Here is a 21,155-nt window from a genome sequence, read left to right on the forward strand (position 1 = left end):
CTCGAACAGGTCTCGTCGGGCGGCGGGCAGGTGGCGGGCGGCGGTGTGGGGACCGGGCCCGCGCAGGAAAGTGTGCCGATCATAGAGGCCCGCCAGATGCCCTATCCAGCCGTGTGGCCGTACCGGCCAGGGGCCACCGCCACCGGCAGATCGTTTCTGCTCGGCGCTGAACTGGTTTCTTCGGGACTCGACCGCTTGTGACGTTCCGTGAGCGTTCGGGGTGTCGCGCCTGCGCCCACTCCTCACCCGGAAGGGCCAGGCAAACAGGGCAAAGTGCCGCAAGTCGCCACAAGGTGGGTGGGGTGTCCCGCATTCCGCACCCGGAGGTCGACGTGCCGCGTCAGCTCCCCCCCAGGGGACTCACCCGTGGAGGGAGGAACCCCAGGCCATGGAGGGACCCCCGGTTGCGCAGCACCGGGGCGCTGCTCACGTCGCTGACTGCCCTGGCCGCCACCTCGCTCGTCGCGGGTCCGGCCACCGCCGAGGCCGCCGCGGGCCCGTGCGAGCTGCGCCGTACCGCCGCACACCACTCGGAGGGCCTGGACACCTGGAACACCGCCTATCCGCGCCCGGCCAGGACCCTGGACGCGGTCATGGTCTTCCTGTCCTTTCCGGACTCCCCGCCGCTGACCACACCCGAGGAGCTGGCCGCCGACCACTTCCCCGCCACCAGCCGCTTCTTCGAGCAGGCCTCCTACGGGAAGTTCCGGCTCAGCCCGCATCCGCGGCGCGAGTGGGTCGAGATGCCGCGGGCCTCCATGGCGTACGCGATACAGCGTGACTGGAACGCCAAGCGCCGCGCCGCCTATCTGCGCGACGCGCTGGCCGCGGCCGATCCGCACGTGGACTTCTCGCGGTACGACATCGTCTACTTCGTCGCCGACCCGGACGCGCCCGGCGTCGACTCGGACGCCACGAAGGTGGTGAACCTCGACCGGCCGATGCGGGCCGACGGCACCGACATCCGGCGCGTCGTGACCGTCTTCGAGCGGCATCCGCCGGACCGCAACGTCCTGGCGCACGAGACGGGCCACGTCTTCGACCTGCCGGACCTCTATCACCGGCCGACCGACGGCAAGGGCGACTGGGACACCCATGTGGGTGACTGGGACGTCATGGGCAGCCAGTTCGGCCTCGCGCCCGACCTCTTCGGCTGGCACAAGTGGAAGCTGAGCTGGCTGGAGTCCCGTCAGGTGCGCTGTGTGGCGGCGGGCGCCCAGCGGCTGACCCTGGAGCCGCTGTCGGCGCCGGCCACGGGCGGCGCGGTCGGCGGCACCCGGCTCGCGGTGGTCCGTACGGGCCCGGACACGGCGATCGCCCTGGAGGGGCGGGGCGCCGTGGGCAACGACCACGCGGCGTGCACGGAGGGTGTGCTCGTCTACGAGGTCCGCAACGGCACGGCGTCGGGCGGCGGCCCCATCGAGGTCGTCGACGCCCACCCGGAGACGGAGTCCTGCTGGGGCGACTCGGTCTACCCGCAGCTGGCGGACGCCCCGGTGCGGGTGGGGGAGAGCTTCAGGGTGCCCGGCGAGGACCTGCGCGTCGAGATCGACGTGGAGGCGCGGACGGCGTCGGGTGCTTGGACGGTGAAGGTCGCGGTCGGCTGAGGGGCAGGGAAGACCAGGCGCCGGGGAGGTCGGATACGCAAGAAGCCCCTCGCTCGCGCGAGGGGCTTCTTGCTGTCTGTGCGCCGCCAGGGACTCGAACCCCGGACCCGCTGATTAAGAGTCAGCTGCTCTAACCAACTGAGCTAGCGGCGCCTGCTGACGTCGTAGACCTTAGCACCCTGATCGCCGCCAGGAAAAATCGATATACGGACCGCGGAGGAGGCCGCCGCGCGGGCCGCCCGGACGCAGGCCCAGAGCATCACCTCGGGCCCCGGCAGCCAGGGGTGGCGGCTGTCCGGCGCCACCAGCCAGCGGGGCGCGGGGCGGGGCGCGGCCTCGGATGCGGGCTCCGGGGCGTCCGGGGTCCCGTCGGCGCCGGCCCTGAGCGGCGGCACGGTGATGGCGTCGCCCGTCCCGTGGCAGAGCACGGAGGGGACGGCCGGGCCCCACTCCTCCCACTCCAGGAGCGAGGGCAGGCGCGAGGCGGTGCCGGGGGTGGCGAAGAGCAGCATGCGGCCGCGGTGGTCGGCGACGGGGCCCGAGCCGGGCCCCTCCGCCCATAACCGGTCGAGCATGCGCCGTCCGAAGACCGTGGGGACGCTGACCACGTCGAAGGCGGTGCCGCAGGGGAGGACGACGGGCGCGGTGGGCCGGGCCCGCCAGTGGGCGAGGGCGCTGCGCGGATACGTTTCGGCCGAGGCGAGCCAGGCGGCTCCCTCGGCGGTGATCTCGCGGGCGTCGCGGACGGAAGCGCTGGGGGTGCCGGAAGTGCTGGGGCCGCCGGGAGCGGTGGAGGCGCCGGACGCCGTGGGGGGCGGGGTCGCGGGGGCTTTCCGGGCGCGGAGTCGGGTGCCTGTATCCATGACAGGTAGATCTACCCTGGGTGAACGCACCCTTTCGGAGAGTTGCCGGAAGCCGGGACGGCCGGGGGCGAGGAGGAGTACCGTGCCCTCGGGCATATGCCGCAAGAGCGCACAAGATCATTGCCGGTGCGACGCTGTTCCGCCCTCAGCCCCGCGTTTCGCCGCCCCCGCGCAGCAGGTTCCGGCCGAACTCGACCATCTTCTTCGCGTAGTCCTCGGTCCACTCCGCGCGCTCCGCGATCAGCGCGGGCGTCAGCCGGTCGAAGCGGCGGGGGTCCGCGAGCTGGGCGGCCGCGATGGCCTGGAACTCGACGGACCGGTCCGTCGCGGCACGGAACGCGTGGGTCAGCTCCGTCGCCCGGTCCAGCAGCTCGCGGGGGTCCTCGATCGACTCCAGGTCGAAGAAGTGCTCGGGGTCGGCCGCCGCCTCGGCGGGCTCGAAGAGCAGGGGCGCGGGGCGCATGCGCTGTTCGGTCCGGGGCCGCTCGGGCTCCGCCATGGTTCCTCCTCGTACGACGCGGTGCCGCCCATGCGGCGTTCGGCCGTCTTCCATTCTCCCCGGTGGCACAAGTGGGCCCCGTAAGGGGCGCGATCCTGCCGGGACACAGCCCCTACGGGGTCTGCCACGGCACCCGGTGTTCCGCGAGCCGCGAAAGGACCGCGTGGTTCGCCTCCCAGCCGTCCGGGAACTTCACCGTGACGCCCAGCTGCACCGGCTCGGTGGAGGGGTGGTCGTCCAGCAGGGTGTCGACGCCGGCGCGGCAGACCACGATGCAGGCGTGCCGGTGCCGGGACGTCAGCACGCAGAGGCGGCCCGTCTCCAGGTGGAAGGCCGTGGCGTCGGGGCGCCCGGACAGCGGGTGCAGGACGACCGTCACGTCGAACTCGCGGCCCTGCAGCCGGTTCGCCGTGTCCACCGTGACGTCCGGGACGCCCAGCTCCGCGAGGGCCGCCCGCACCGCCGCCGCCTGGTCGCGGTGGGCCGTGCCGACGGCGACGCGGTCGGCCGTGAGCGGCACCGGGTGCGGGCCGCGCTCCGAGGTGGCGGCGCCGCCCCGGTCCAGCAGCCGCCGCACCACCCGCGCCAGCGCCCGCACCGCCTCCGGATCCGTGCGCGGCGTGTTCCGCGCGGGCAGCTCAAGGAGTCCCCAACCCGCCCGCGCCGCCTCGTCGATCACCCGGTCCGGCGCCGAACCGTCCGACGGCACCGCGAAGTTCAGCGCGCGGTCCCCGTGGTCCGTCCCGCTGCGGAAGGGCGTGTACGGGTAGAAGGCGCCGGAGACCAGCGGCGCCGCCGACGCCGGCAGCCGCCAGGACACCGGCAGCCGGTGCTGCGGCAGCTCGGGGTTGTGGGCGAGCAGCGTCATGACGGCGGACGCCGAGGGGTCGTAGGACAGGCCCGCCCACTGCTCGGCGCCGACGATGGAGAACGGATCGAGCTGGCCCGGGTCGCCCACGAACAGCGCCCGTTCGAAGAGCCCCGCGACGGCGAGCAGCGCGTCCGAGCGCATCTGGTACGCCTCGTCGACGATGGCGTGTCCCCACGGCGCGTCCAACTTGTCGACGTCGACGTGCGCCCACTTCGCGGCCGTCGAGATGACGACGTCCAGGCCGGCGAGGTCCCCCGCCTTGGTCGACTTGCGCACGTTCGGCAGGTCGTCGAGCGCCTTGTCGTACGGATCGGGGTCGCTGCTGTGCAGCCGGCCCACCGGGAGTTCCGGGTCCTTCTCGGCGAGGCGGAGGACGAGATCGTCCACCTGCGCGTTCGTCTGCGCGATCACCATCAGCCTGCGGCCGGCCGCGGCCAGTTCCCGGGCCGCGCGGACCACCAGCGTCGACTTGCCGGCGCCGGGCGGGGAGTCGACGACGACACCGCGGTGGGCGCCGTGCAGCGTGTCGTGCAGGATCGCGTCCGTGGCGCGCGCGGCCTCCGCGCCGGGGTCGAAGGTGCCGCCCGCGGGCGGGGCGAGCTGCATCACAGGATGTCCTCCACGGTCACGGGATCAGGGCTCTCCGGGGTGTCGGAGGGCGGACCGCCATGGGTCCAGGGGGTGGCCTCCGGGTCCGGCAGCTTCGGGCCGCCGCGCTGCTCGTGCTCGAAGAGCGTCCAGCAGACCCGGTCGCCCTTCTCCGGGACCGACCCGGGCTCCGGCTCCTTGCCCCGGCCCATCTTGTCGGTCAGGCGCAGCACGACGACGCCCGCGCCCTCGTACGCCACGAACTCGGCCGTCTGCGGCCTGCCCTGGAGGGAGCGGTACACCTTCGCGCGCTCGCCGAGGTGCGGGCGGTCGTCCGTACGGACGGTGACCAGGGGGCGCGGCCGGGGGCTCTTGGCCTCGCTGTACGCCATCACGACCTCCGTCACCTCACCGGCGAAGGCCTCGCCCGCGAGGCGCCGGCCCGCCATCACCAGGGGGTCGTCGAGGGCCTCCTGGGCGTCCAGGCGGGCCTGCTCGCGCTCGCGCGTGGCCAGTTTGTTCGCCGCGGTGATCGCGTCGTCGACCCGGGGCTGCGGGGGCTCGCCCGCCGCCACCCGGTCGCGGTGGGCGGTGAACGACCAGCGGTCGCGGGTCCACCGGTCGGCGTCGTGCGCGGCCGCGGGCAGGGTGCACAGGGTGTCCAGGCCGCGCCAGACCGCGTCCCAGGTGGGGCGGGTCCGGCTCTCGATCAGGGCGCGGATCTCCCGCTCGGCGGCCGTCAGCGCGGCCAGCCGCCGGTCCGCCTCGACGCCGTCCTCGGCGGCGGCCAGGGCGGTGCGCGCGCGGTCGTGGCGCTCGATGGCCGGGGCGAGCAGGTCGTTGTCGAACGCCGGGTCCGTGGCGGGGCCCGCGGGCGGGCACAGCAACTGTCCGTCCTTGTCGCGCGCCAGCTCGGCACGGAGCGCGGCCTCGGCGCCCGAGGTGCCCTCCGGGGCCTCGATCCAGGCGAGCAGGGCGCCCAGGTGCTGGTCCTCCAGGCTGGACTGGCCGGTGGCCCAGTGCCGGGAGAGCAGCTCCGTCATGGCGACGAGCAGGGACGAGCCGGGGACGCGGGCGCGCTCCCCGAAGTGCGTCAGCCACCGGCCGAGGAGGGGGACGCGGGGCGGGGCGGGGTAGGGCGTGTCGGGGTCCTGCTCGGCGGTACGGCGAAACCGCATGGAGCGGCCGAGGAGCCGTACGAACTCGATGCCGGCGCGGCTGGGGACGATCAACTGCGGTGCGTCCGCGCACAGTTCGACCTCGACCTTGACGCGCTTGCCGGTCTCCGGGTCGGTCTCGCTGCGCTCGGCCGCCTCGACGTCGTCTCCGTACGCCTCGATGTACGGCAGGACGATCTCGGCGAGCTGCGCGAGGAACGCGAAGCGGAGGTCGCGGTCGCGGGGCTGGGGCACGACGAGGAGGCGGGGCGAGGTGCGCTCCGTCCCCACGAGGGCGCCGAGGGGGGCGCCTGCCTCACCGGCGGTGGTGAGCGGCACGAGGACCAGCGGGCGCTCGGAGATGTGCCGGTGCCGGGCCGTCGCCCTCGGCCGGGCGCGGCCGGTCTCGGCGGCCTCCAGCCGGGCGAGACTGTCGATCAGTGACACGGACGCTCCTTCTTCCGGTACGGCTCGCGGTGCCCTGTCCGCCGCTTCGCGGCGGATGCGCCCTTGCCCCGCGTCGAGCGGCCAGGGGGACTGTGTGATTGCCCGGCGCGGGGTCTGTGGCCTGGGCTGCCCTGTCCCGCCGCTCCGCGGCGGATGCTTCCCACCCACCCACCCGTTTGCCCCGCGTCCACCGCGTACCGAAGGACCCCCTGCCCGGGGGCAGGCACGGGCAGGCGGGTGGGGAACACCGGTCACCCTCACGAATCCCCCGAGGCGCCCACGCCGGCCGCCCGCAGCTCCGCCGCCCGGCGCAACGTCGCCACCGCGGGGTCGTCCGCGTCGCCCGACGTGCCCCTCGCCGCCGCGAGGACCTCGGCGATGGTCGTCAGGCCGCCCAGTTCGCCCCGGACGGCGCGGCCCAGGGTCGTCACCTCGCCCTGGGCGCGGGCCCGGGTGCGGCAGTGGAAGGCCAGTTCGCAGGCGGACAGGCACTCGGGGGCGTAGGTCGCGGGGACCGCCTCGACGGCGGCCGTCAGCTCGGCGGCGGGGCGGTGTACGTCGAAGGTCGTGCCCTCGGGCAACTCCGCCGCGATGTCCTCGACGCGGGTGAGGCGGGCCAGCTGCCGCCGGGTCACCGACAGCTGCTTGCGGACGTCGATCGCCGAGGCCGTCGGGAGGTTCGAGAAGTCCTTGGGGCAGACCAGCACGACGTGGTGCCGGACCGGCGGGACGGGGTCCAGGCGCCCGGCCACCCGCTCCAGCGCCAGCGCGTACACCGCGGCCTGCCGCGCGGCCGCACCCACCTTGGCGGCGTCCGCCGAACCGTCGATCATCGGGAAGGACTTGATCTCCACGACCGTCCAGCCGCCGTCCGGATGGACGACCACCGCGTCCGGCTCCAGGAAGGCGAGCGTCCCCGCGACCTCCAGCGCCAGCATGGGGTGGTCGAGGAGCGTCCAGCCGCCGCAGGCCGTGGCCTCGCGCAGCGCCAGCGCGGTGCGGGCGGCGCGGCCCTCGGGGCCGGCCGCCGCCAGGTCGGGCACCGCGGCCTCACCGGGGACGGGCTCGGGCCCGCCGCCCAGCCGCCCGTGGGTCAGCCGCAGCAGTTCCGCGCCGCCGTCGGCCTTGACCCGCGCCTCGAACGCGTTGCCCCGCATGAACGCGAACTGCGACTGCCCGAAGCCGGACGGCGAGCCGAGGGAGTGGGCGAGCGCCGTCTTGTCGACGCCCGCGCCGTCGAGCAGCGCACGCCGTCTGCAACCGGGGTTGGCGGCGAGGGCGGCCAGCGCCCGGGCGTCCAGCGGCTGTGCGGGGACGTCGGTGCCGCGCAGCTCAGCGAGCCGCTGCCGCAGCGCCGTCCCCCGCTTCGGCGGGCTGGACGCTCGGCTCGACGCCTGGGCGGGCACTGTGCGTGCGCTGTCGGGGAAGTCGCTCACGCGTCGAAGTCTGGCACTCGCCACCGACAATCGAGGACTCTGTGGCGGACGGGGCGCCCGGGCCCCGCGTGAAACGCTCCCGCAGCCGGGCCGTCACGGGGTCCGTGAGCCGCTGGAAGGGGCGTACGAGCAGCAGCCCGACGCCCATCACGCCGGCGCCCGCGAGCGCGTCGAAGAAGTAGTGGTTGGCGGTGCCCATCACGACGAGGGTGGTGACGAGCGGGTAGGCGACCGCGGCGACCCGCGTCAGCGGGGAGCGCCCGTGCCGCCACAGCATCACGCCGCACCACAGCGCCCACCCCACGTGCAGGCTGGGCATCGCCGCGTACTGGTTGGTCATGCCGCCGAGCCCGCGCGGCGCGCTCGCCTGGGCGCCCCACCAGCCGTAGTCGCTGTACTGCGCCATGGTGTCGACGAAGCCGTGTCCCGCGCTGAGCAGCCGCGGCGGGCAGGTCGGCAGGAGCGTGAAGCCGATCAGGCCGATCATGGTGGAGAGCATCAGCCACGCGCGTGCCGCGCGGTAGCGCACGGCGTGGCTGCGGAAGAGCCAGATCAGGACGGCGGGCGTCACCAGGTAGTGCAGCGAGGCGTACCAGAAGTCCGCGGGCACGCCGATCCAGGCGTGGGCGGTGAACAGCCGGTTCAGGGGGCTCTCCGCGTCGAGCCGCAGGAACTGCTCCGCCTTGAGGATGCCGACGCCGTGGTCGACGGCGCCGGCGACATCGCCCCGGGCGAGCAGCCGTCCCGCCGAGTACGCGGCGTACACGAGCACGAGCAACGGCAGCTCCGTCCACCAGCGGAGCCGGTGCTCGGGTATGCGGCCGGTGCCCGGTGCGTAGGTCTTCGGCATCCGGTCGTTCCCCCATCATCTGTGTTTCCGCGGTGTAGGCCGCCGGGTCACTTTACGGCTTGCGCGCACACCGCCGTGGTGCCCCCGGTGGTAGGGGACGCAGAGATCGGCCGAGGGGTTGCGATGCCGGGTGAGCGTCCGATCCGGGGTGGGTGATGATGGAGGGGCGGGCACGAGCTGTCCGTGAAAAGCAGTGAACGAGCAGCGAAAAGCACGTGGAGAGGTCCCCGCATGGCACCCCGCATCCTGCTGGCCCGGCATGGACAGACCGCATGGTCACTGTCCGGGAAGCACACCGGCAGGACGGACATCCCGCTCCTGGACGAGGGCCGCCGCGGCGCGAAGCTCCTGGGGGAACGGCTGCACCGCCCGCCCTACGACGGTCTGCCGGACGTCGAGGTGCGCACCAGCCCGCTCTCCCGTGCGAGGGAGACCTGTGAGATCGCCGGCTTCGGGGAGCGCGCCCGTCCGTGGGACGCGCTCATGGAGTTCGACTACGGCGACTACGACGGTCTGACCCCGGCCGACATCCGGGCGGCCCGCCCGGGCTGGCTCATCTGGCGGGACGGCGTACCGGGCGGTGAGACGCTCGCGGAGGTCTCAGCCCGCGCGGACGAGGTCGTGGCCTGGGCGCGCGGCGCCGAGCGCGATGTGCTGATCTTCGCGCACGGCCACATCCTGCGGGTCATCGGCGCCCGCTGGCTGGGCCTGGACATCGCCTTCGCGTCCCGCATCCGCCTCAACCCGACGTCCCTCTCGGTCCTCGGCTGGGCCTACGGAGAGCCCGCCATCGAGTCGTGGAACGAGACGGGCCACCTGGCCTGACCGGCCGGCCCCCTCGCCCGTACGTACGTCTACACGGCCCGCGGCAGCGCGGCGTGCCGCTCCAGGAAGCCGCCCACCCCGTGGGCCCCGCGGTGCGGCAGCAGCACCCGGGCCGTCGTGGCGAGCATCGACTGGATGCGGGAGGACTGCACCTCGTCCAGGAGGTCGAGCACGCGCAGGCCCGCCGTCGCCGCCTCGTCGGGGCGTCCGGCGCGGGCCAGGTCGTCGGCCAGCTCGGCGGTGTAGAGCGCGATGTTCCGGGTGAACTGCGGGGTCTGCGCGGCGGCGGTGGCCGCCGCGTGCCGCGCGTGCCGGGCCGCCCGCGCCCAGTCGCCGAGGGCGGACCAGCACTGCGCCTCCAGGCCCTCCAGTTCGGCCCGGCCGTAGAAGCTCATCCACTCCGGGTCGGCGTCCGATGCGCCGCGCTCGAAGAGGGCGTGCGCCCGGATCAGGGACTGCTCGCAGCCCGCGCGGTCGCCGAGCCCCGCCCAGCCCCCGGCCTCGCGCAGCGCGATGAGGGAGAGCAGCCGGTGGGAGCCGCGGTGCCGGGCCGCCCGGCCGGCCGCCTGCGCCGCCCGCACGGCTTCCCGGGGGCGCCCGGCGTCGCGCGCGAGGAAGGCGGTGTTGCAGAAGGCGTGCGCCTCAAGGTCCGGGTCGTCGGCGACCCGGGCCGTCGCGAGGGCCTCGGCGTAGTACGAGCGGGCGTCGTCGAAGCGGCCCGAGTCGTGCGCGAGCCAGCCGACCGAGATGGCGAGCTCCCCGGCGCCCGCGTACAGCCGGTCCGAGACGGACTGCCGGGTGGTGCCCGCGTCGAGCAGGGCGTAGGCGGTGCGCAGGGGAGCGGCCGCGCGCCGGTAGAGGCCGTCGGCGCCGTGCCGGTCGTCGAGCAGCCTGATCCTGCGCACGGCCTCCTCGACCGCGCAGGCCTCGGCCTCGCCCGCCCTGCGGCCGTGCCGGGCCGGCGCCTCGGCGCGGGCGGCCGGAGCGAGCCCGATGGGCGCCAGGGACGCGGTGACCACGGTGGCGGTGGAGCGGGTCATGAATGCGCGACGTTGCACGTCGCTCTCCTCGGGAGTCTGGATCGCGTACGGATCGCAGGCGCGGGGGTCGGACCCGGACGGATGGGACTCGTACGACGGGATCGTGGTGTGCGGGTGGTCCGTGGTGCCGGCCCGCCGGGGTCCGCGGGGGTGGACCACGGCGGGGGCGGGCGGTGCCTCGGAGTCCGGGCGGGCCGCCCTGCCCCGCACCTGTGCGCGCGGTGCGAACCCCAGGTCGGTCAGCGTCCGGCCCGGGAACATGTGCAGGAACACCCGCTCGTAGGCGTAGTTGGGGCAGCGGATCTCCCCGGCCTCCACGCGCCCGACGTAGCGCGCGTCGCAGCTGACCCGCTCGCCGATCTCGCGGGCGGCCCGGCGGACGGCGGCGGCGAACTCGCCCGGCGAGCGCTGTCCGCGCAACTGCCGGAAGGCGAGGTTCGGTCGCGGGGACTGAGTTGACGATGCCATCGGTGAGGACGCCATGGCCGGACCCTCTCGTGCGGAGCGTGCCGGACCGCGCACACGCTGGCGCACTGGACGCCGCGCCCGCGCACGGGATCTCGCGGGGCGGCCCCTGTTCCGGCGGAGCACGAACGTACCCGCTGTGACGGGTCCGACACACGGGGTTTGCCCACAAACCGGATATCTCGCCCACGATCTGCCATGAACTGCCATCCTTTGCGGCGGCGTGCCGCAGTGCCTGTTGACGCCGGTTCGCGTTGAACCGTGCGGAGCGGGAGCCCGGAAACAGCTCCCGCACTCGCGAGGAGGGTCCCCTTGTTGGAGCTCGGCATGCAGAACAGCGACTCCGGTCCGAACGGCAGCGCTCCACCCGGCGGCGCGGCACCTTGCGACGACGCGTCCTGCGATCTGGTCACCGTCCCGGCGCGGCAGGGTTTCGAGGCGGTCGACATCCTGCGCCGCGGCGCGGGCGACACCATCGGTCCCGTCCTGCACGACGGGAGCTGCGACACCCTCGGCTTCCTCGTGCCGCCGGGCACCGCCGACGGCTGGGACCTGCCGGGCAGCGCCTGTACGCAGACCTCCGGGCGCGGCCTGCGGCTGTCCGCGGAGCCGGCCCCGGGCCCCCGCGTCCCCGAGCCGCCGGTCGAGGGCACCGGCTGGCTGCTGCCGCCCGGCCACGAGACCGACCCCGTCACGGACCCCGCCGTGCTGCGGGCCGCGCTCGGCCAGGCGGCCCGCACCATCGAGGCCGCCGACAACTGCCGCTGACCGCTCCGGGCACCGCCGGCGGGCCGCCCCCGCCCCGGACGCCGATAATGGTCCGATGGCAAGGAACAGGCGATCCCGGGAAGCGGCGTCCGAGGCCGTCGTCGAGAAGGTGGACGGCGGGCTCGCCGAGCTGCTGCCGGACCGGGATCGGCCGCGCGCCTGGACGCTGCTCCTGGACGGCGCCCCGCAGTCCCATGTGGACCTGGACGACCCCACGTACCTCGAATTCGAGTACCAGCGCAGGCTCGGGCACATCGCCGACCTCGTCGCGCCCGCCGGGAAGCCGATACGAGCCGTGCACCTCGGCGGCGGCGCCTTCACCCTCGCCCGCTACATAGCGGCGACCCGCCCCCGCTCCACCCAGCAGATAGTGGAGCGCGACACCGCGCTCATCCAACTCGTCCGCCGCGCGCTGCCACTGGACCCGCAGGCCCGCGTCCGGGTGCGCGCCGCCGACGCCCGCGAGGGCCTCGCGAAGATCGCCGACGGCTGGGCGGACCTCGTCATCGCCGATGTCTTCAGCGGGGCCCGCACGCCCGCCCACCTCACCAGCACGGAATTCCTGACCGACGTGGCCAGGGTCCTGGCGCCCGGCGGGTACTACGCCGCCAACCTCGCCGACGGGCCGCCGCTCGCACATCTGCGTGGCCAGCTCGCCACCGCCGCCGTCCTCTTCCCCGAACTGGCGCTCGTCGCCGACCCCGCCGTACTGCGCGGCAAGCGCTTCGGCAACGCCGTCCTGCTCGCCGGCGACCACGCCCTGCCCGTCGCCGAGCTGACCCGGCGCAGCGCGAGCGACCCCCACCCCGCCCGCGTCGAACACGGGCGCGGACTGCGGGACTTCAGCGGTGGCGCGAGTGCCGTCACGGACGCCCGGGCGGTCGCCTCGCCGCCGCCACCGCCCTCGGTGTTCCGCTGACCTCGCGCGCCCCCGGCCCCCGCCGCCCGCGGGGTCAGTCGACGACCAGCTCCCCCGTCCTGGCGACGGCCGCGTACCAGTGCGCACTGGACTTCGGGAGGCGGGCCTGCGTCTCGTAGTCCACGTACACCGCGCCGAAGCGCTTGCTGTAGCCGTACGCCCATTCGAAGTTGTCCAGGAGCGACCAGAGGTAGTAGCCGCGGACGTCGGCACCCTCGGCGAGGGCGCGGCGGACGGCGGCCAGATGGCCCTGGAGGTAGGCGATGCGCTGCGGGTCGTGGACGCGGCCCTCCGCGTCGGGCTTGTCGTCGCAGGCCGCGCCGTTCTCCGTGACGTACAGCGCCAGCCCCGGGGCCTGTCGGGAGTACCGCATGATCAGCTCGTGCAGCCCCGTCGGGTCGATGGTCCAGCCCATCTCCGTGCGCTCGCCCGGCGTCTGGTGGAAGGCGACGTCCTCGGAGCCGGGCCAGGGGGAGTGCTCGCTGGCGCCGTGCCCGTCCGCGCGCGCCGCCTCGGTGCCCCGCGGGGCGGCCGAGACCAGCGTGGGCGTGTAGTAGTTGAGGCCGAGCGCGTCCAGTGGCTGGTGGATGGCGGCCGGGTCGCCCTCGTGGACGAACGACCAGTCGGTGATGGCGGCGGTGTCCGTCAGCAGGTCCGCCGGGTAGGCGCCGTGCAGCATCGGCCCGTGGAAGATCCCGTTGGCGAGGTTGTCGATGCGCCGCCGGGCGTCCATGTCCCGGGGGGAGGACGAGAGCGGGCGCACCACCGCGGAGTTGAGGCTCACCGCGACGCGGGCGCGGGCCGGCAGCGCGGCGCGCAGCGCCTGGGTGCCGAGGCCGTGCGCGAGGTTGAGGTGGTGCGCGGCCTGCAGGGCGGCCGCCGGATCGGTGCGGCCGGGGGCGTGCACGCCGGAGCCGTAACCCAGGAAGGCGCTGCACCACGGCTCGTTGAGCGTGATCCAGGAGTGGACGCGGTCGCCCAGCGCCTCGGCGACGAACCCCGCGTACTCGGCGAACCGGTACGCGGTCTCGCGCGCCGGCCAGCCGCCCGCGTCCTCCAACTCCTGTGGCAGGTCCCAGTGGTAGAGGGTCAGGGCGGGCTCGATGCCCTGTGCGAGCAGCTCGTCGACCAGCCGTCGGTAGAAGTCCAGGCCGCGCTGGACGGCGGGACCGCGCCCCGTGGGCTGCACCCGCGACCAGGAGACGGAGAACCGGTAGGCGTTCAGGCCGAGGTCCGCCATGAGCGCCACGTCGTCGCGGTAGCGGTGGTAGTGCTCGACGGCGACATCACCGGTGTCGCCGCCGACCGTGCGGCCCGGCGTGTGACTGAACGTGTCCCAGATGGAGGGGGTGCGGCCGTCCTCGCGTACGGCACCTTCGATCTGGTACGCGGAGGTGGCGGCGCCCCAGAGGAAACCGGCCGGAAAGGTCAGGGATTCAGGCATGGAAGCGCTCCCATGGAAGGGGGAAGGGTACGGAAGAGGAGAGGGGAAACGGGAGAACGGGGGGTGCGGGGAGGTCCGGGGGCGCTCGGCCCCCGGAGGCTCAGCCCTTGACCGCTCCCTGCATGATGCCGCTCACGATCTGCTTGCCGAACAGCACGAACGCGAGCAGCAGCGGCAACGTGCCGAGCAGTGCGCCCGCCATGATCACCGCTCGGTCCGGGATGTATCCCGTGCCCAGCGAGTTGAGCGCCACCTGCACGGTGGGGTTCGACTGGTTGAGGGCGATGATCGGCCACAGGAAGTCGTTCCAGGCCATGACGAACGTCAGCAGGCCGAGGACGGCCATCGCGGGCCGCGCCGCCGGGAACACCACGTGCCAGATGATGCGCAGACTGCTCGCCCCGTCCATCCGCGCCGCCTCGATCAGCTCGCTCGGCAGCGCCTGGAGCAGGTACTGCCGCATGAAGAACACCCCGAAGGCGCTCACGAACGTCGGCAGGATCACCGCCTGGAGCTGATTGGTCCACTGCAGGTCGGCGATCCACAGGTACAGCGGTACGACGCTCAGCTGCGGCGGCACCATCATCGTGCCGATGGTCAGCATCAGCAGCGCCCCGCTGAACCTGAACCTCAGCTTGGCGAAGGCGAATCCGGCGATGGTGGAGAACAGGACGGTGCCGATGGTGATGCTGCCCGCGACGATGGTGGTGTTGAGCATCGCGTCGCCGAGGCTCGCCTCGGTCCAGGCCCGTTCGAGGTTCTTGAAGAGGTTCCCGCCGAACCACAGCGGCGGCGGCGTCTGGGCCAGCCGCCCGCTCGTGCGCGAGGCCGCGATCGCCGTCCAGATCAGCGGCGCCAGCGAGATCGCCGTGAACAGGGCGAGTACGGCATAGGTGAGCGGTCCCGCGTGCATCGTGCGGCCGGCCTTCTGGCCCAGGGTCCGCGACCGGCCGGTGGGGCCGGACGTCGGGACCGGGGCCGGGGACGTCCGGACCGGGGTGGGGGACTTCATCGGTCCCTCCTCAGGCGTCGGGCGATCAGCAGGTTGACCGCGGCGATCAGCAGCAGGAGCAGCAGCATCAGCCAGGCGACGGCCGAGGCCCGGCCCAGGTGACCGTTGATCCACCCCTGGTCGTACAGGTACAGGCCGAGCGTCTGGAACTGGTGGTCGGCGCCGCCCTTGGACCCGGCCGTGCCGCCGAACAGCAGCGGCTCGCCGAAGAGCTGGGTCGCCCCGATGGTGGAGACGACCACCGTGAACAGGATCGTCGGCCGCAGCATCGGGATGGTCACGTGCCGGAACTGCTGCCAGCGCGAGGCGCCGTCCAGCGAGGCCGACTCGTACAGGTCGTGCGGCACGGCCTGCATGGCGGCCAGATAGATCAGCGCGTTGTAGCCGGTCCACCGCCAGATGACGATCGATGACACCGCGAACTGCGAACCCCAGGAGGACTCACGCCAGTTGACCGGGTCGAAGCCGACCGACCCGATCAGCCAGTTGACCATGCCGCCGTCCCACGCGAACAGCAGCGTGAACACCAGCGAGGCACTGGCCACCGAGGTGGCGTACGGGGCGAGCATCGCGACCCGCCACAGCGTGGACCCGCGCAGTTTGTAGTTGAGCAGATGGGCGATGCCGAGCGCGATGGCGAGCTGGGGGACGGTGGAGATGACCCCGATGCTGAACGTGTTGCCGAGGGCGTTCCAGAAGTAGTCGCTCCCGAGCAGGTTGGTGTAGTTCTCCAGGCCGAGCCAGGTGCTGTCGTCGAGGTTGGTCAGCTCCAGCCGGTGGAGCGACGCCCAGCCGGTGTAGAGCAGCGGGAAGAGGCCGAAGGCGCCGAAGAAGAGGAAGAACGGCGCGACGAAGACGTACGGCGACGCCTTGGTGTCCCAGCGGTACAGGCGGCGCCGCCAGGCGGGCGCCACGGGGGAGGGGGCGCGGCCCTCCGACGCGGCCGGGGCCGCGTCCCCCTTGCCGGGGGACGCGGTCTCGGCGTACTCAGCGGTCTCGGACATGTCCGTCACTGTCCCAGAACATCCTTGATCTCCTTCTGGGCCGCCTCCCAGCCCTCCTCGGGAGACTTGCCCTGCTGCTCCACCTGGAGCACCCCGATGTCGGTGATGGACTGGCCGATCTGGGCGTCCTTGAGGCCGTAGACGGCCGTGGGGATGTTCTTCGCGATGTCGGCGTAGATCCGCGTGATGGGCGCGTCGCTGAAGTAGGCCTTGGTCGCCGCCGAGGGCTTCAGCTTGCCGTAGACCGCCGGGGTGGAGGGGAAGCTGGCCTGCTTGGCGAAGATCTTCGCGAGCTGCTCGGGCTTCGAGAGCCAGACGGCCAGCTCGGTGGCCTCCTTCTTGTGCTTGCCGGCGCTCGGCACGCCGAGGAACGCGCCGCCCCAGTTGCCGTCCGTGGGCGCCTTGGCCATGTCCCACTTGCCCTTGCCGTCCGGGCCCGTCTTCTCCTGGATGTAGCCGGCCATCCAGGCGGGGCAGGCCACGGTGGCGAACTTGCCGTTGGCGAAGCCCTGGTCCCAGGTCGGGTCGAACTGCTTGAGCTTGGCGGACATGTCGCCCCGCGCGACCTTCATCGCCGTGTCCCAGGCGTCCTTGCGGCCCTGGCTCTCGTCGTAGATCTCCTTGCCGCTCTTGTCGTAGTACCGCTCGGTGGCACCGGCGAAGACGGCGTTGTACACGCTGGAGGCGGAGTCGACGAACTTGGTGTCCTTGGGCGCCTTCTTCATGTACTTCTCGCCGAGCGCGACGTACTTGTCCCAGTCGCCCGCCCATGCCTCGGCCAGCTCCTCGCGGTCGGTGGGCAGCCCGGCCTTCTCGAAGAGGTCCTTGCGGTAGCACAGGGCGGTCGGGCCGATGTCGAGGCCGAGGCCGACCGTCTTGCCGTCCTCCGTGGTCGCCTGCTTCCACTTCCAGTCGAGGTAGGCCGACTTGTCCACGCCCTCGGCCTTGCCCAGGTCCTCGAACTTGGCGCCCTGGGTCTGCACGATCTCCGTGATGTTGCTGACCTCGATGGCCGCCACGTCGTTGACCCCGGCGCCGGACTGCAGCTGGGTGAGCAGCTTCGGGTAATAGGCGTCGTTGCGCTCGATGACGTTCTCTTTGATCCTGATGTTCGGGTGGGCCTTCTCGTACTCGTCGTAAAGGCCTGCCTGCTTCAGCCCCAGCACACCGAAGGTGCCCACATTGAGCGTGATCTTGCCGTCGCCCCCCGAGTCGCTGTCGTCGTCGCTCGAACAAGCGGCCAGCAGGCTCGTGGCCAACGCGGTCACGGCCGCGTAGGTCACCAACCGGCGGGTGCGGCGGGAACTCGTGTGCATGACGTCCTCCTGTTGCCTGACGTGCCGACCCCCCGGCCAACTGCACTGCTGGGCCCGTTGGTTCACTCTGCGGCTCGGGCGGGGAACGTGCGGGATGTGTACGGTTCAGGTAGCGTGGGAGCGCTCCCACAGGTGATTGCTTGAAGACTGGTTGCTGACGGCGGGGGTGTCAAGGGACCGGACAGGGAGTTACGGCTTCGGTTATCGGGCTGTTACGGGCCACCCGCTCCTCGACCCATCGGCCCGCCGAAGATCCGGCTGTTACATTCCTCGCCGGGGCAGTGTGACGGGAGGCGGACAATGGCAGCTCACGGGGCACGCGGCCGCGGCGGCGGACGACCCACCCTGGAGGAGGTCGCCGCACGCGCGGGCGTGGGGCGGGGCACGGTCTCCCGCGTGATCAACGGCTCGCCGCGGGTGAGCGCGGCGACCCGCTCCGCCGTCGAGGCCGCCGTGGCGGAACTGGGCTACGTCCCCAACACGGCGGCCCGCGCCCTGGCCGCCAACCGCACGGACGCGATCGCCCTCGTCGTGCCCGAGCCCGAGACGCGCTTCTTCGCCGAGCCGTACTTCTCCGACGTGCTGCGCGGCGTGGGCGCCGAGCTGAGCGAGACCGAGCTGCAACTGCTGCTGATCTTCGCGGGCAGCGACCAGCGGCGCCAGCGCCTGGCCCAGTACCTCGCGGCCCACCGCGTCGACGGCGTCCTGCTGGTCTCGGTGCACGCCGACGACCCGCTGCCCGACCTGCTGACGCAGCTGGAGATCCCCGCGGTGATCAGCGGCCGCCGCTCCGCCGACGAGGCGCTGCCCTCGGTCGACTCCGACAACTTCGCCGGGGCCTGCTCGGCCGTCGACCACCTCCTGGCGCGCGGCCGCACGGCCATAGCCACCATCACGGGCCGCCTCGACGTGTACGGGGCCCAGCGCCGCCTGGACGGCTACCGCGCCGCGCTGCGGGACGCGGGCCGGCCGGTCGAGGAGCGGCTGATCGCGCAGGGCGACTTCACGGAGGAGGGCGGGCACCGGGCGATGCGGGAGCTGCTGGCGGCCTGCCCCGGGGTGGACGCGGTGTTCGCGGGCTCCGACGTGATGGCGGCGGGCGCCCGGCAGGCGCTGCGGGAGGCGGGGCGCCGCATACCGGACGACGTGGCGCTGGTCGGTTTCGACGACTCGGCGATCGCGCGGCACATGGATCCCCCGCTGACGAGCGTGCGCCAGCCGATAGAGGAGATGGGCCGGGCGATGATCGACCTGCTGCTCGCGGAGATCGCGGACACCCGCCCCGCCGCGGCCCGCCGCCTGGAGCGCCGCCAGCTGGTCCTGCCGACGGAACTGGTGGAGCGGGCGTCGTCCTGAGGGGCGGGCCTGCCTCGCGGACCGGGGGCGGGAGCGGACGGCGGGCGTGGTGCGCTTCGCCACTCGGCGGCTCGACCGGTGGCCTGAGGTCAGACCCTGCGGACGAATGTCTTCTCGCCGTTGTGCCAGACGACCGTCAGGCCCTGCTGCTCACCGCCACGGCCTTCGCGGGCCGACCAGACCTCCAGGGATGCGATCCCGGACGACTCGGCCCCGCCGATGACGGCGGCGAGCCACGCGTCCGGGGCTCCCGTGACCGGGGCCGCCGCGAAAGGCGCCGGCGCGCCGTGGATGGCTGCTGTAGGGGTGTCGTGCTTGGAGTCCTCGGCGAGCCGGCCGATCACCTGCCACCGGGTCTCACGTCCGTCGACGGTGACGGCCAGACCATACGGGTGCGTGGTGTCTCCGGCCTCGGGGAGCGGCCGTACGCGCTGGACGTTGGGGGCGCCCTTCAACAGGGCGGCGGCGAAGTCCTGGAACGCGGCGGGGCGCATGGTGGTCGTTCCTCTCATGGCGGCCGACCCGGCGTCGCAACGCCAGTAATACCGGGTGCCCTCGCTCATTCTGGGCCCCGTTTTCCTTGGGGTACGGAGGTCTGTTCACGCGCGGTTTCCAGGGTTCGGCGCAGGCGGCGGCCCTTCGCGCAGATGCGGCCCATGGACTTGCACGTGGGGCAGTCGTAGGTGTGCCGGACGATCGCATGGCGGATCTCCACCGGGCTCGGCTCCGGGGGTCTGGGCTGGGAGGTCATTGCTCTGCTTCCCGGCTGACCCTCACGGCGTAGGTGATGAGTGCCGCTACCGTGCAGGGTTCGCACAGATCGCCCGCGAACCTCGGCGGGACCGTCCAGTGCGTGCCGGGCGGCTCCCTGCGGTCGAGCCGTGGTACGCCGAGGTAGGTGCCCGTCCCCAGGCACGGGGCGATGGCCTCGTGTGTCCACGCGCGCCCGGCGCGGGGCCGTGTGAGGGCGTAGTACGTGCCGCCCATGGCTCGGTTGTCGTGGATGACGGGGCCGTTGAGGGCACGGCCGAGCAGGACGGCGATCTGCTGCGGGTCGGTCGTGCACAGTGCCGCGAGCACGAGGCGCTCGGGGAGGCGGACCGCCTCGAAGCGCCGGCCGAGCGGGAGCAGCGCGATGCCTCTGTCCATCCACTCATGCCGGGCCTGTCGCGCGCTGGGCTGAGTGTGAGCGAGCCAGTCCTCGACCGCTGGGAGAGGCCTTGAAGTGATCACCTGTTGGCCTCCGGGGTGTGCTGCGGGCCACTGGATCCGGGACGGCACGCGGAGGCCGACGATGCTTGCCGAGTCGTTGAAGGCGAGACGTGTCTCCTCGCTGGGCTCTCGGTTCACGTGTCCCCCTGACCTGTGGTTGTCGATGCACAGATCATGGGCGGTGGTTGAGCCGGTCGGGGATACACCGTGTATCCCCTCAGATCAGCGGAAGGGGTTGCCTCAGACCGCGCCGAGCCATCCCGCGAAGTGACGCAGAGACTCCTCATCCGCGCGTTTCAGGCGCAGCAGGGTCGCTGCGATGTCGCGGGCCCAAGGGTGCTCGCGCGTGTGTTGCGGGGCGATCAGGCGCGCCACCTTCAGGGACTCGAACGCCGCGTCAAATCGGTGTCCCCACATCTGGGCTCGGGCCAGCTCGATCCAAAACCCACTGCGTCTTTCCGCCGGCAGATCGGCGGAGGGGGCCCACTGCCGGGCGATGTCGAAGGCGCGGGCAATGTGATCGCTGCCCAGGCTGACGGCCACGGACACCTCATGGATCCGGACCGATTCCGGGCCGAACGCGGTGCCCAGATACGTCCCCTCGCGCACGCGTTCGCTCAGCTCGCGGGCCAGACGCAGGTGCTGCTCGGCGATGTCCGCCTTGTTCGCCCGACCCGCGATGACGGCGGTCCGCATGTGGAGTGCGCCCCGTGCGGCGGCGGTCTGCTGGTCGGCCACGGTAGGCGCCGCATCGATGGCCGCTTCCAGGGCGCGGGTGCCCGTCTCGTGGGCTCGGGCAATGAAGAAGGTCTCTGCGCGTACGTATGACACCGACGCGGCCAGGAGCGGGTCTTCGACCTGTTGAGCCGCCCACCGCATGAGGTCGATGAGGCGGGCGGACAGATCGCGGGCGCCGTACTTGTACGCAACCGCGTCTGCGGAGCGCGCGGCACTCACGATGAGCCGGGCCGTGGCCCGTCGGTCCGTCTCGGTGTGGAGGGCGGCGAGTGTCTCCTCCAGGAGCGCCGCCGCATGTTGGGCGATGAGTCCGTACTGCGCGGCGAGCCGCCAGTCGACGGACTGGTTGACGGCTTGTCTCAGCTCGGCGAGGCTGCGGCGCGGTGGCCCTGCGGGCACGTCGTAGGCGGCGATGCTCGCGGAGATGCCGGGCAGCGCAGCATGTACGCGGCGCTCGGTTCCGGTGAAGGAGGACAGGAGCCGGGTGGGATCGACACTGAGTGCGCCGGCGATCGCTTCGAGGGTGGCGTCACTCGGCCGACGGGCACCGCGCTCGATCGCTTTGATCATGGCGAGTGATACGAAGGCGTCACGGGCGAGGTCGGCCTGTCGTCGGCGTTTGGCCTTGCGGGCAGCGGCGATGCGTCTGCCCACGCCGCCCTCGTCAAGTGGGGTCATGTTCACTCCGGTTCGAGGCGTCCACTCCGAACCGTATCCACGCGGTGACACGCTGGTGCG

The 21,155-nt window shown here is 73.0% G+C and carries 19 protein-coding genes and 1 tRNA gene; 5 read left to right on the top strand and 15 right to left on the bottom strand.

All coding sequences use genetic code 11. From position 1 onward, the window contains the following. Positions 1-302: 302 nt before the first annotated feature. A complete protein-coding gene (locus tag ACZ5GP_RS18850) occupies positions 303-1,607 on the top strand; it encodes a M6 family metalloprotease domain-containing protein (RefSeq protein ID WP_468751917.1) in 1,305 nt (434 codons plus the stop codon). A gap of 79 nt (positions 1,608-1,686) precedes the next feature. Here the strand turns inward: ACZ5GP_RS18850 and ACZ5GP_RS18855 are convergent. From ACZ5GP_RS18855 to ACZ5GP_RS18885, 7 genes are all read right to left on the bottom strand, one after another. Further along, positions 1,687-1,760: transfer RNA gene (locus ACZ5GP_RS18855), tRNA-Lys, on the bottom strand. Next, positions 1,751-2,470, bottom strand: a complete 720-nt coding sequence (locus ACZ5GP_RS18860) for a bifunctional DNA primase/polymerase (protein ID WP_468751918.1) — start codon at positions 2,468-2,470, stop codon at positions 1,751-1,753. The genes ACZ5GP_RS18855 and ACZ5GP_RS18860 overlap by 10 nt, the downstream gene beginning before the upstream one ends. 145 nt (positions 2,471-2,615) lie before the next feature. After that, a complete protein-coding gene (locus ACZ5GP_RS18865) occupies positions 2,616-2,969 on the bottom strand; it encodes a hypothetical protein (protein ID WP_468751919.1) in 354 nt (117 codons plus the stop codon). Between the two features lie 112 nt (positions 2,970-3,081). Then, complete coding sequence (locus ACZ5GP_RS18870) at positions 3,082-4,446, bottom strand: AAA domain-containing protein (RefSeq protein ID WP_468751920.1); 1,365 nt, start codon at positions 4,444-4,446, stop codon at positions 3,082-3,084. After that, complete coding sequence (locus ACZ5GP_RS18875) at positions 4,446-6,032, bottom strand: hypothetical protein (protein ID WP_468751921.1); 1,587 nt, start codon at positions 6,030-6,032, stop codon at positions 4,446-4,448. Before ACZ5GP_RS18875 ends, ACZ5GP_RS18870 begins: the two co-directional genes overlap by 1 nt. A 257-nt stretch (positions 6,033-6,289) precedes the next feature. Next, a complete protein-coding gene (locus ACZ5GP_RS18880; protein ID WP_468752155.1) occupies positions 6,290-7,438 on the bottom strand; it encodes a hypothetical protein in 1,149 nt (382 codons plus the stop codon). Continuing rightward, positions 7,365-8,318, bottom strand: a complete 954-nt coding sequence (locus ACZ5GP_RS18885; protein WP_468751922.1) for a phosphatase PAP2 family protein — start codon at positions 8,316-8,318, stop codon at positions 7,365-7,367. Before ACZ5GP_RS18885 ends, ACZ5GP_RS18880 begins: the two co-directional genes overlap by 74 nt. A 231-nt stretch (positions 8,319-8,549) precedes the next feature. On the opposite strand from ACZ5GP_RS18885, the gene ACZ5GP_RS18890 reads away from it, so the two are divergent. Further along, on the top strand, positions 8,550-9,143 hold the full coding sequence (locus tag ACZ5GP_RS18890; RefSeq protein WP_468751923.1) for a histidine phosphatase family protein: 594 nt from the start codon (positions 8,550-8,552) through the stop codon (positions 9,141-9,143). 29 nt (positions 9,144-9,172) lie between these two features. On the opposite strand, the gene ACZ5GP_RS18895 is transcribed toward ACZ5GP_RS18890, so the two are convergent. Then, positions 9,173-10,666 carry a tetratricopeptide repeat protein gene (locus ACZ5GP_RS18895; protein ID WP_468751924.1) on the bottom strand — a complete coding sequence of 498 codons (1,494 nt, stop codon included), beginning with the start codon at positions 10,664-10,666 and terminating at the stop codon, positions 9,173-9,175. A gap of 294 nt (positions 10,667-10,960) precedes the next feature. Between ACZ5GP_RS18895 and ACZ5GP_RS18900 the strand changes: the two genes are divergently transcribed. Together ACZ5GP_RS18900 and ACZ5GP_RS18905 are read left to right on the top strand one after the other, a co-directional pair. Beyond that, entirely contained in the window at positions 10,961-11,416 is a 456-nt protein-coding gene (locus ACZ5GP_RS18900) for a hypothetical protein (protein ID WP_468751925.1), read from the top strand. Positions 11,417-11,471: 55 nt separating this feature from the next. Beyond that, on the top strand, positions 11,472-12,335 hold the full coding sequence (locus tag ACZ5GP_RS18905) for a spermidine synthase (RefSeq protein ID WP_468751926.1): 864 nt from the start codon (positions 11,472-11,474) through the stop codon (positions 12,333-12,335). Between the two features lie 34 nt (positions 12,336-12,369). On the opposite strand, the gene ACZ5GP_RS18910 is transcribed toward ACZ5GP_RS18905, so the two are convergent. The 4 genes from ACZ5GP_RS18910 to ACZ5GP_RS18925 all read right to left on the bottom strand — a co-directional run bounded on the left by ACZ5GP_RS18910 (position 12,370) and on the right by ACZ5GP_RS18925 (position 17,111). Beyond that, positions 12,370-13,779, bottom strand: a complete 1,410-nt coding sequence (locus tag ACZ5GP_RS18910; protein WP_468751927.1) for a GH1 family beta-glucosidase — start codon at positions 13,777-13,779, stop codon at positions 12,370-12,372. 100 nt (positions 13,780-13,879) lie between these two features. Further along, positions 13,880-14,791 (bottom strand): carbohydrate ABC transporter permease, encoded by a 912-nt coding sequence (locus ACZ5GP_RS18915; protein WP_468751928.1) that lies wholly within the window; start codon positions 14,789-14,791, stop codon positions 13,880-13,882. Further along, positions 14,788-15,795, bottom strand: a complete 1,008-nt coding sequence (locus ACZ5GP_RS18920; RefSeq protein WP_468751929.1) for a carbohydrate ABC transporter permease — start codon at positions 15,793-15,795, stop codon at positions 14,788-14,790. Before ACZ5GP_RS18920 ends, ACZ5GP_RS18915 begins: the two co-directional genes overlap by 4 nt. 5 nt (positions 15,796-15,800) lie before the next feature. After that, positions 15,801-17,111 (bottom strand): ABC transporter substrate-binding protein, encoded by a 1,311-nt coding sequence (locus ACZ5GP_RS18925; RefSeq protein ID WP_468751930.1) that lies wholly within the window; start codon positions 17,109-17,111, stop codon positions 15,801-15,803. Positions 17,112-17,411: 300 nt separating this feature from the next. On the opposite strand from ACZ5GP_RS18925, the gene ACZ5GP_RS18930 reads away from it, so the two are divergent. Further along, entirely contained in the window at positions 17,412-18,467 is a 1,056-nt protein-coding gene (locus ACZ5GP_RS18930) for a LacI family DNA-binding transcriptional regulator (protein WP_468751931.1), read from the top strand. Positions 18,468-18,556: 89 nt separating this feature from the next. Here the strand turns inward: ACZ5GP_RS18930 and ACZ5GP_RS18935 are convergent, their stop codons facing one another. The 3 genes from ACZ5GP_RS18935 to ACZ5GP_RS18945 all read right to left on the bottom strand — a co-directional run bounded on the left by ACZ5GP_RS18935 (position 18,557) and on the right by ACZ5GP_RS18945 (position 21,095). Further along, on the bottom strand, positions 18,557-18,961 hold the full coding sequence (locus tag ACZ5GP_RS18935) for a hypothetical protein (protein ID WP_468751932.1): 405 nt from the start codon (positions 18,959-18,961) through the stop codon (positions 18,557-18,559). Between the two features lie 253 nt (positions 18,962-19,214). Next, a complete protein-coding gene (locus ACZ5GP_RS18940) occupies positions 19,215-19,616 on the bottom strand; it encodes a hypothetical protein (RefSeq protein WP_468751933.1) in 402 nt (133 codons plus the stop codon). 303 nt (positions 19,617-19,919) lie between these two features. Further along, positions 19,920-21,095, bottom strand: coding sequence for a helix-turn-helix domain-containing protein (locus tag ACZ5GP_RS18945; protein ID WP_468751934.1), 1,176 nt, complete (start codon positions 21,093-21,095; stop codon positions 19,920-19,922). Positions 21,096-21,155: the final 60 nt, after the last annotated feature.

Source organism: Streptomyces sp. NPDC031466 (assembly GCF_055581265.1).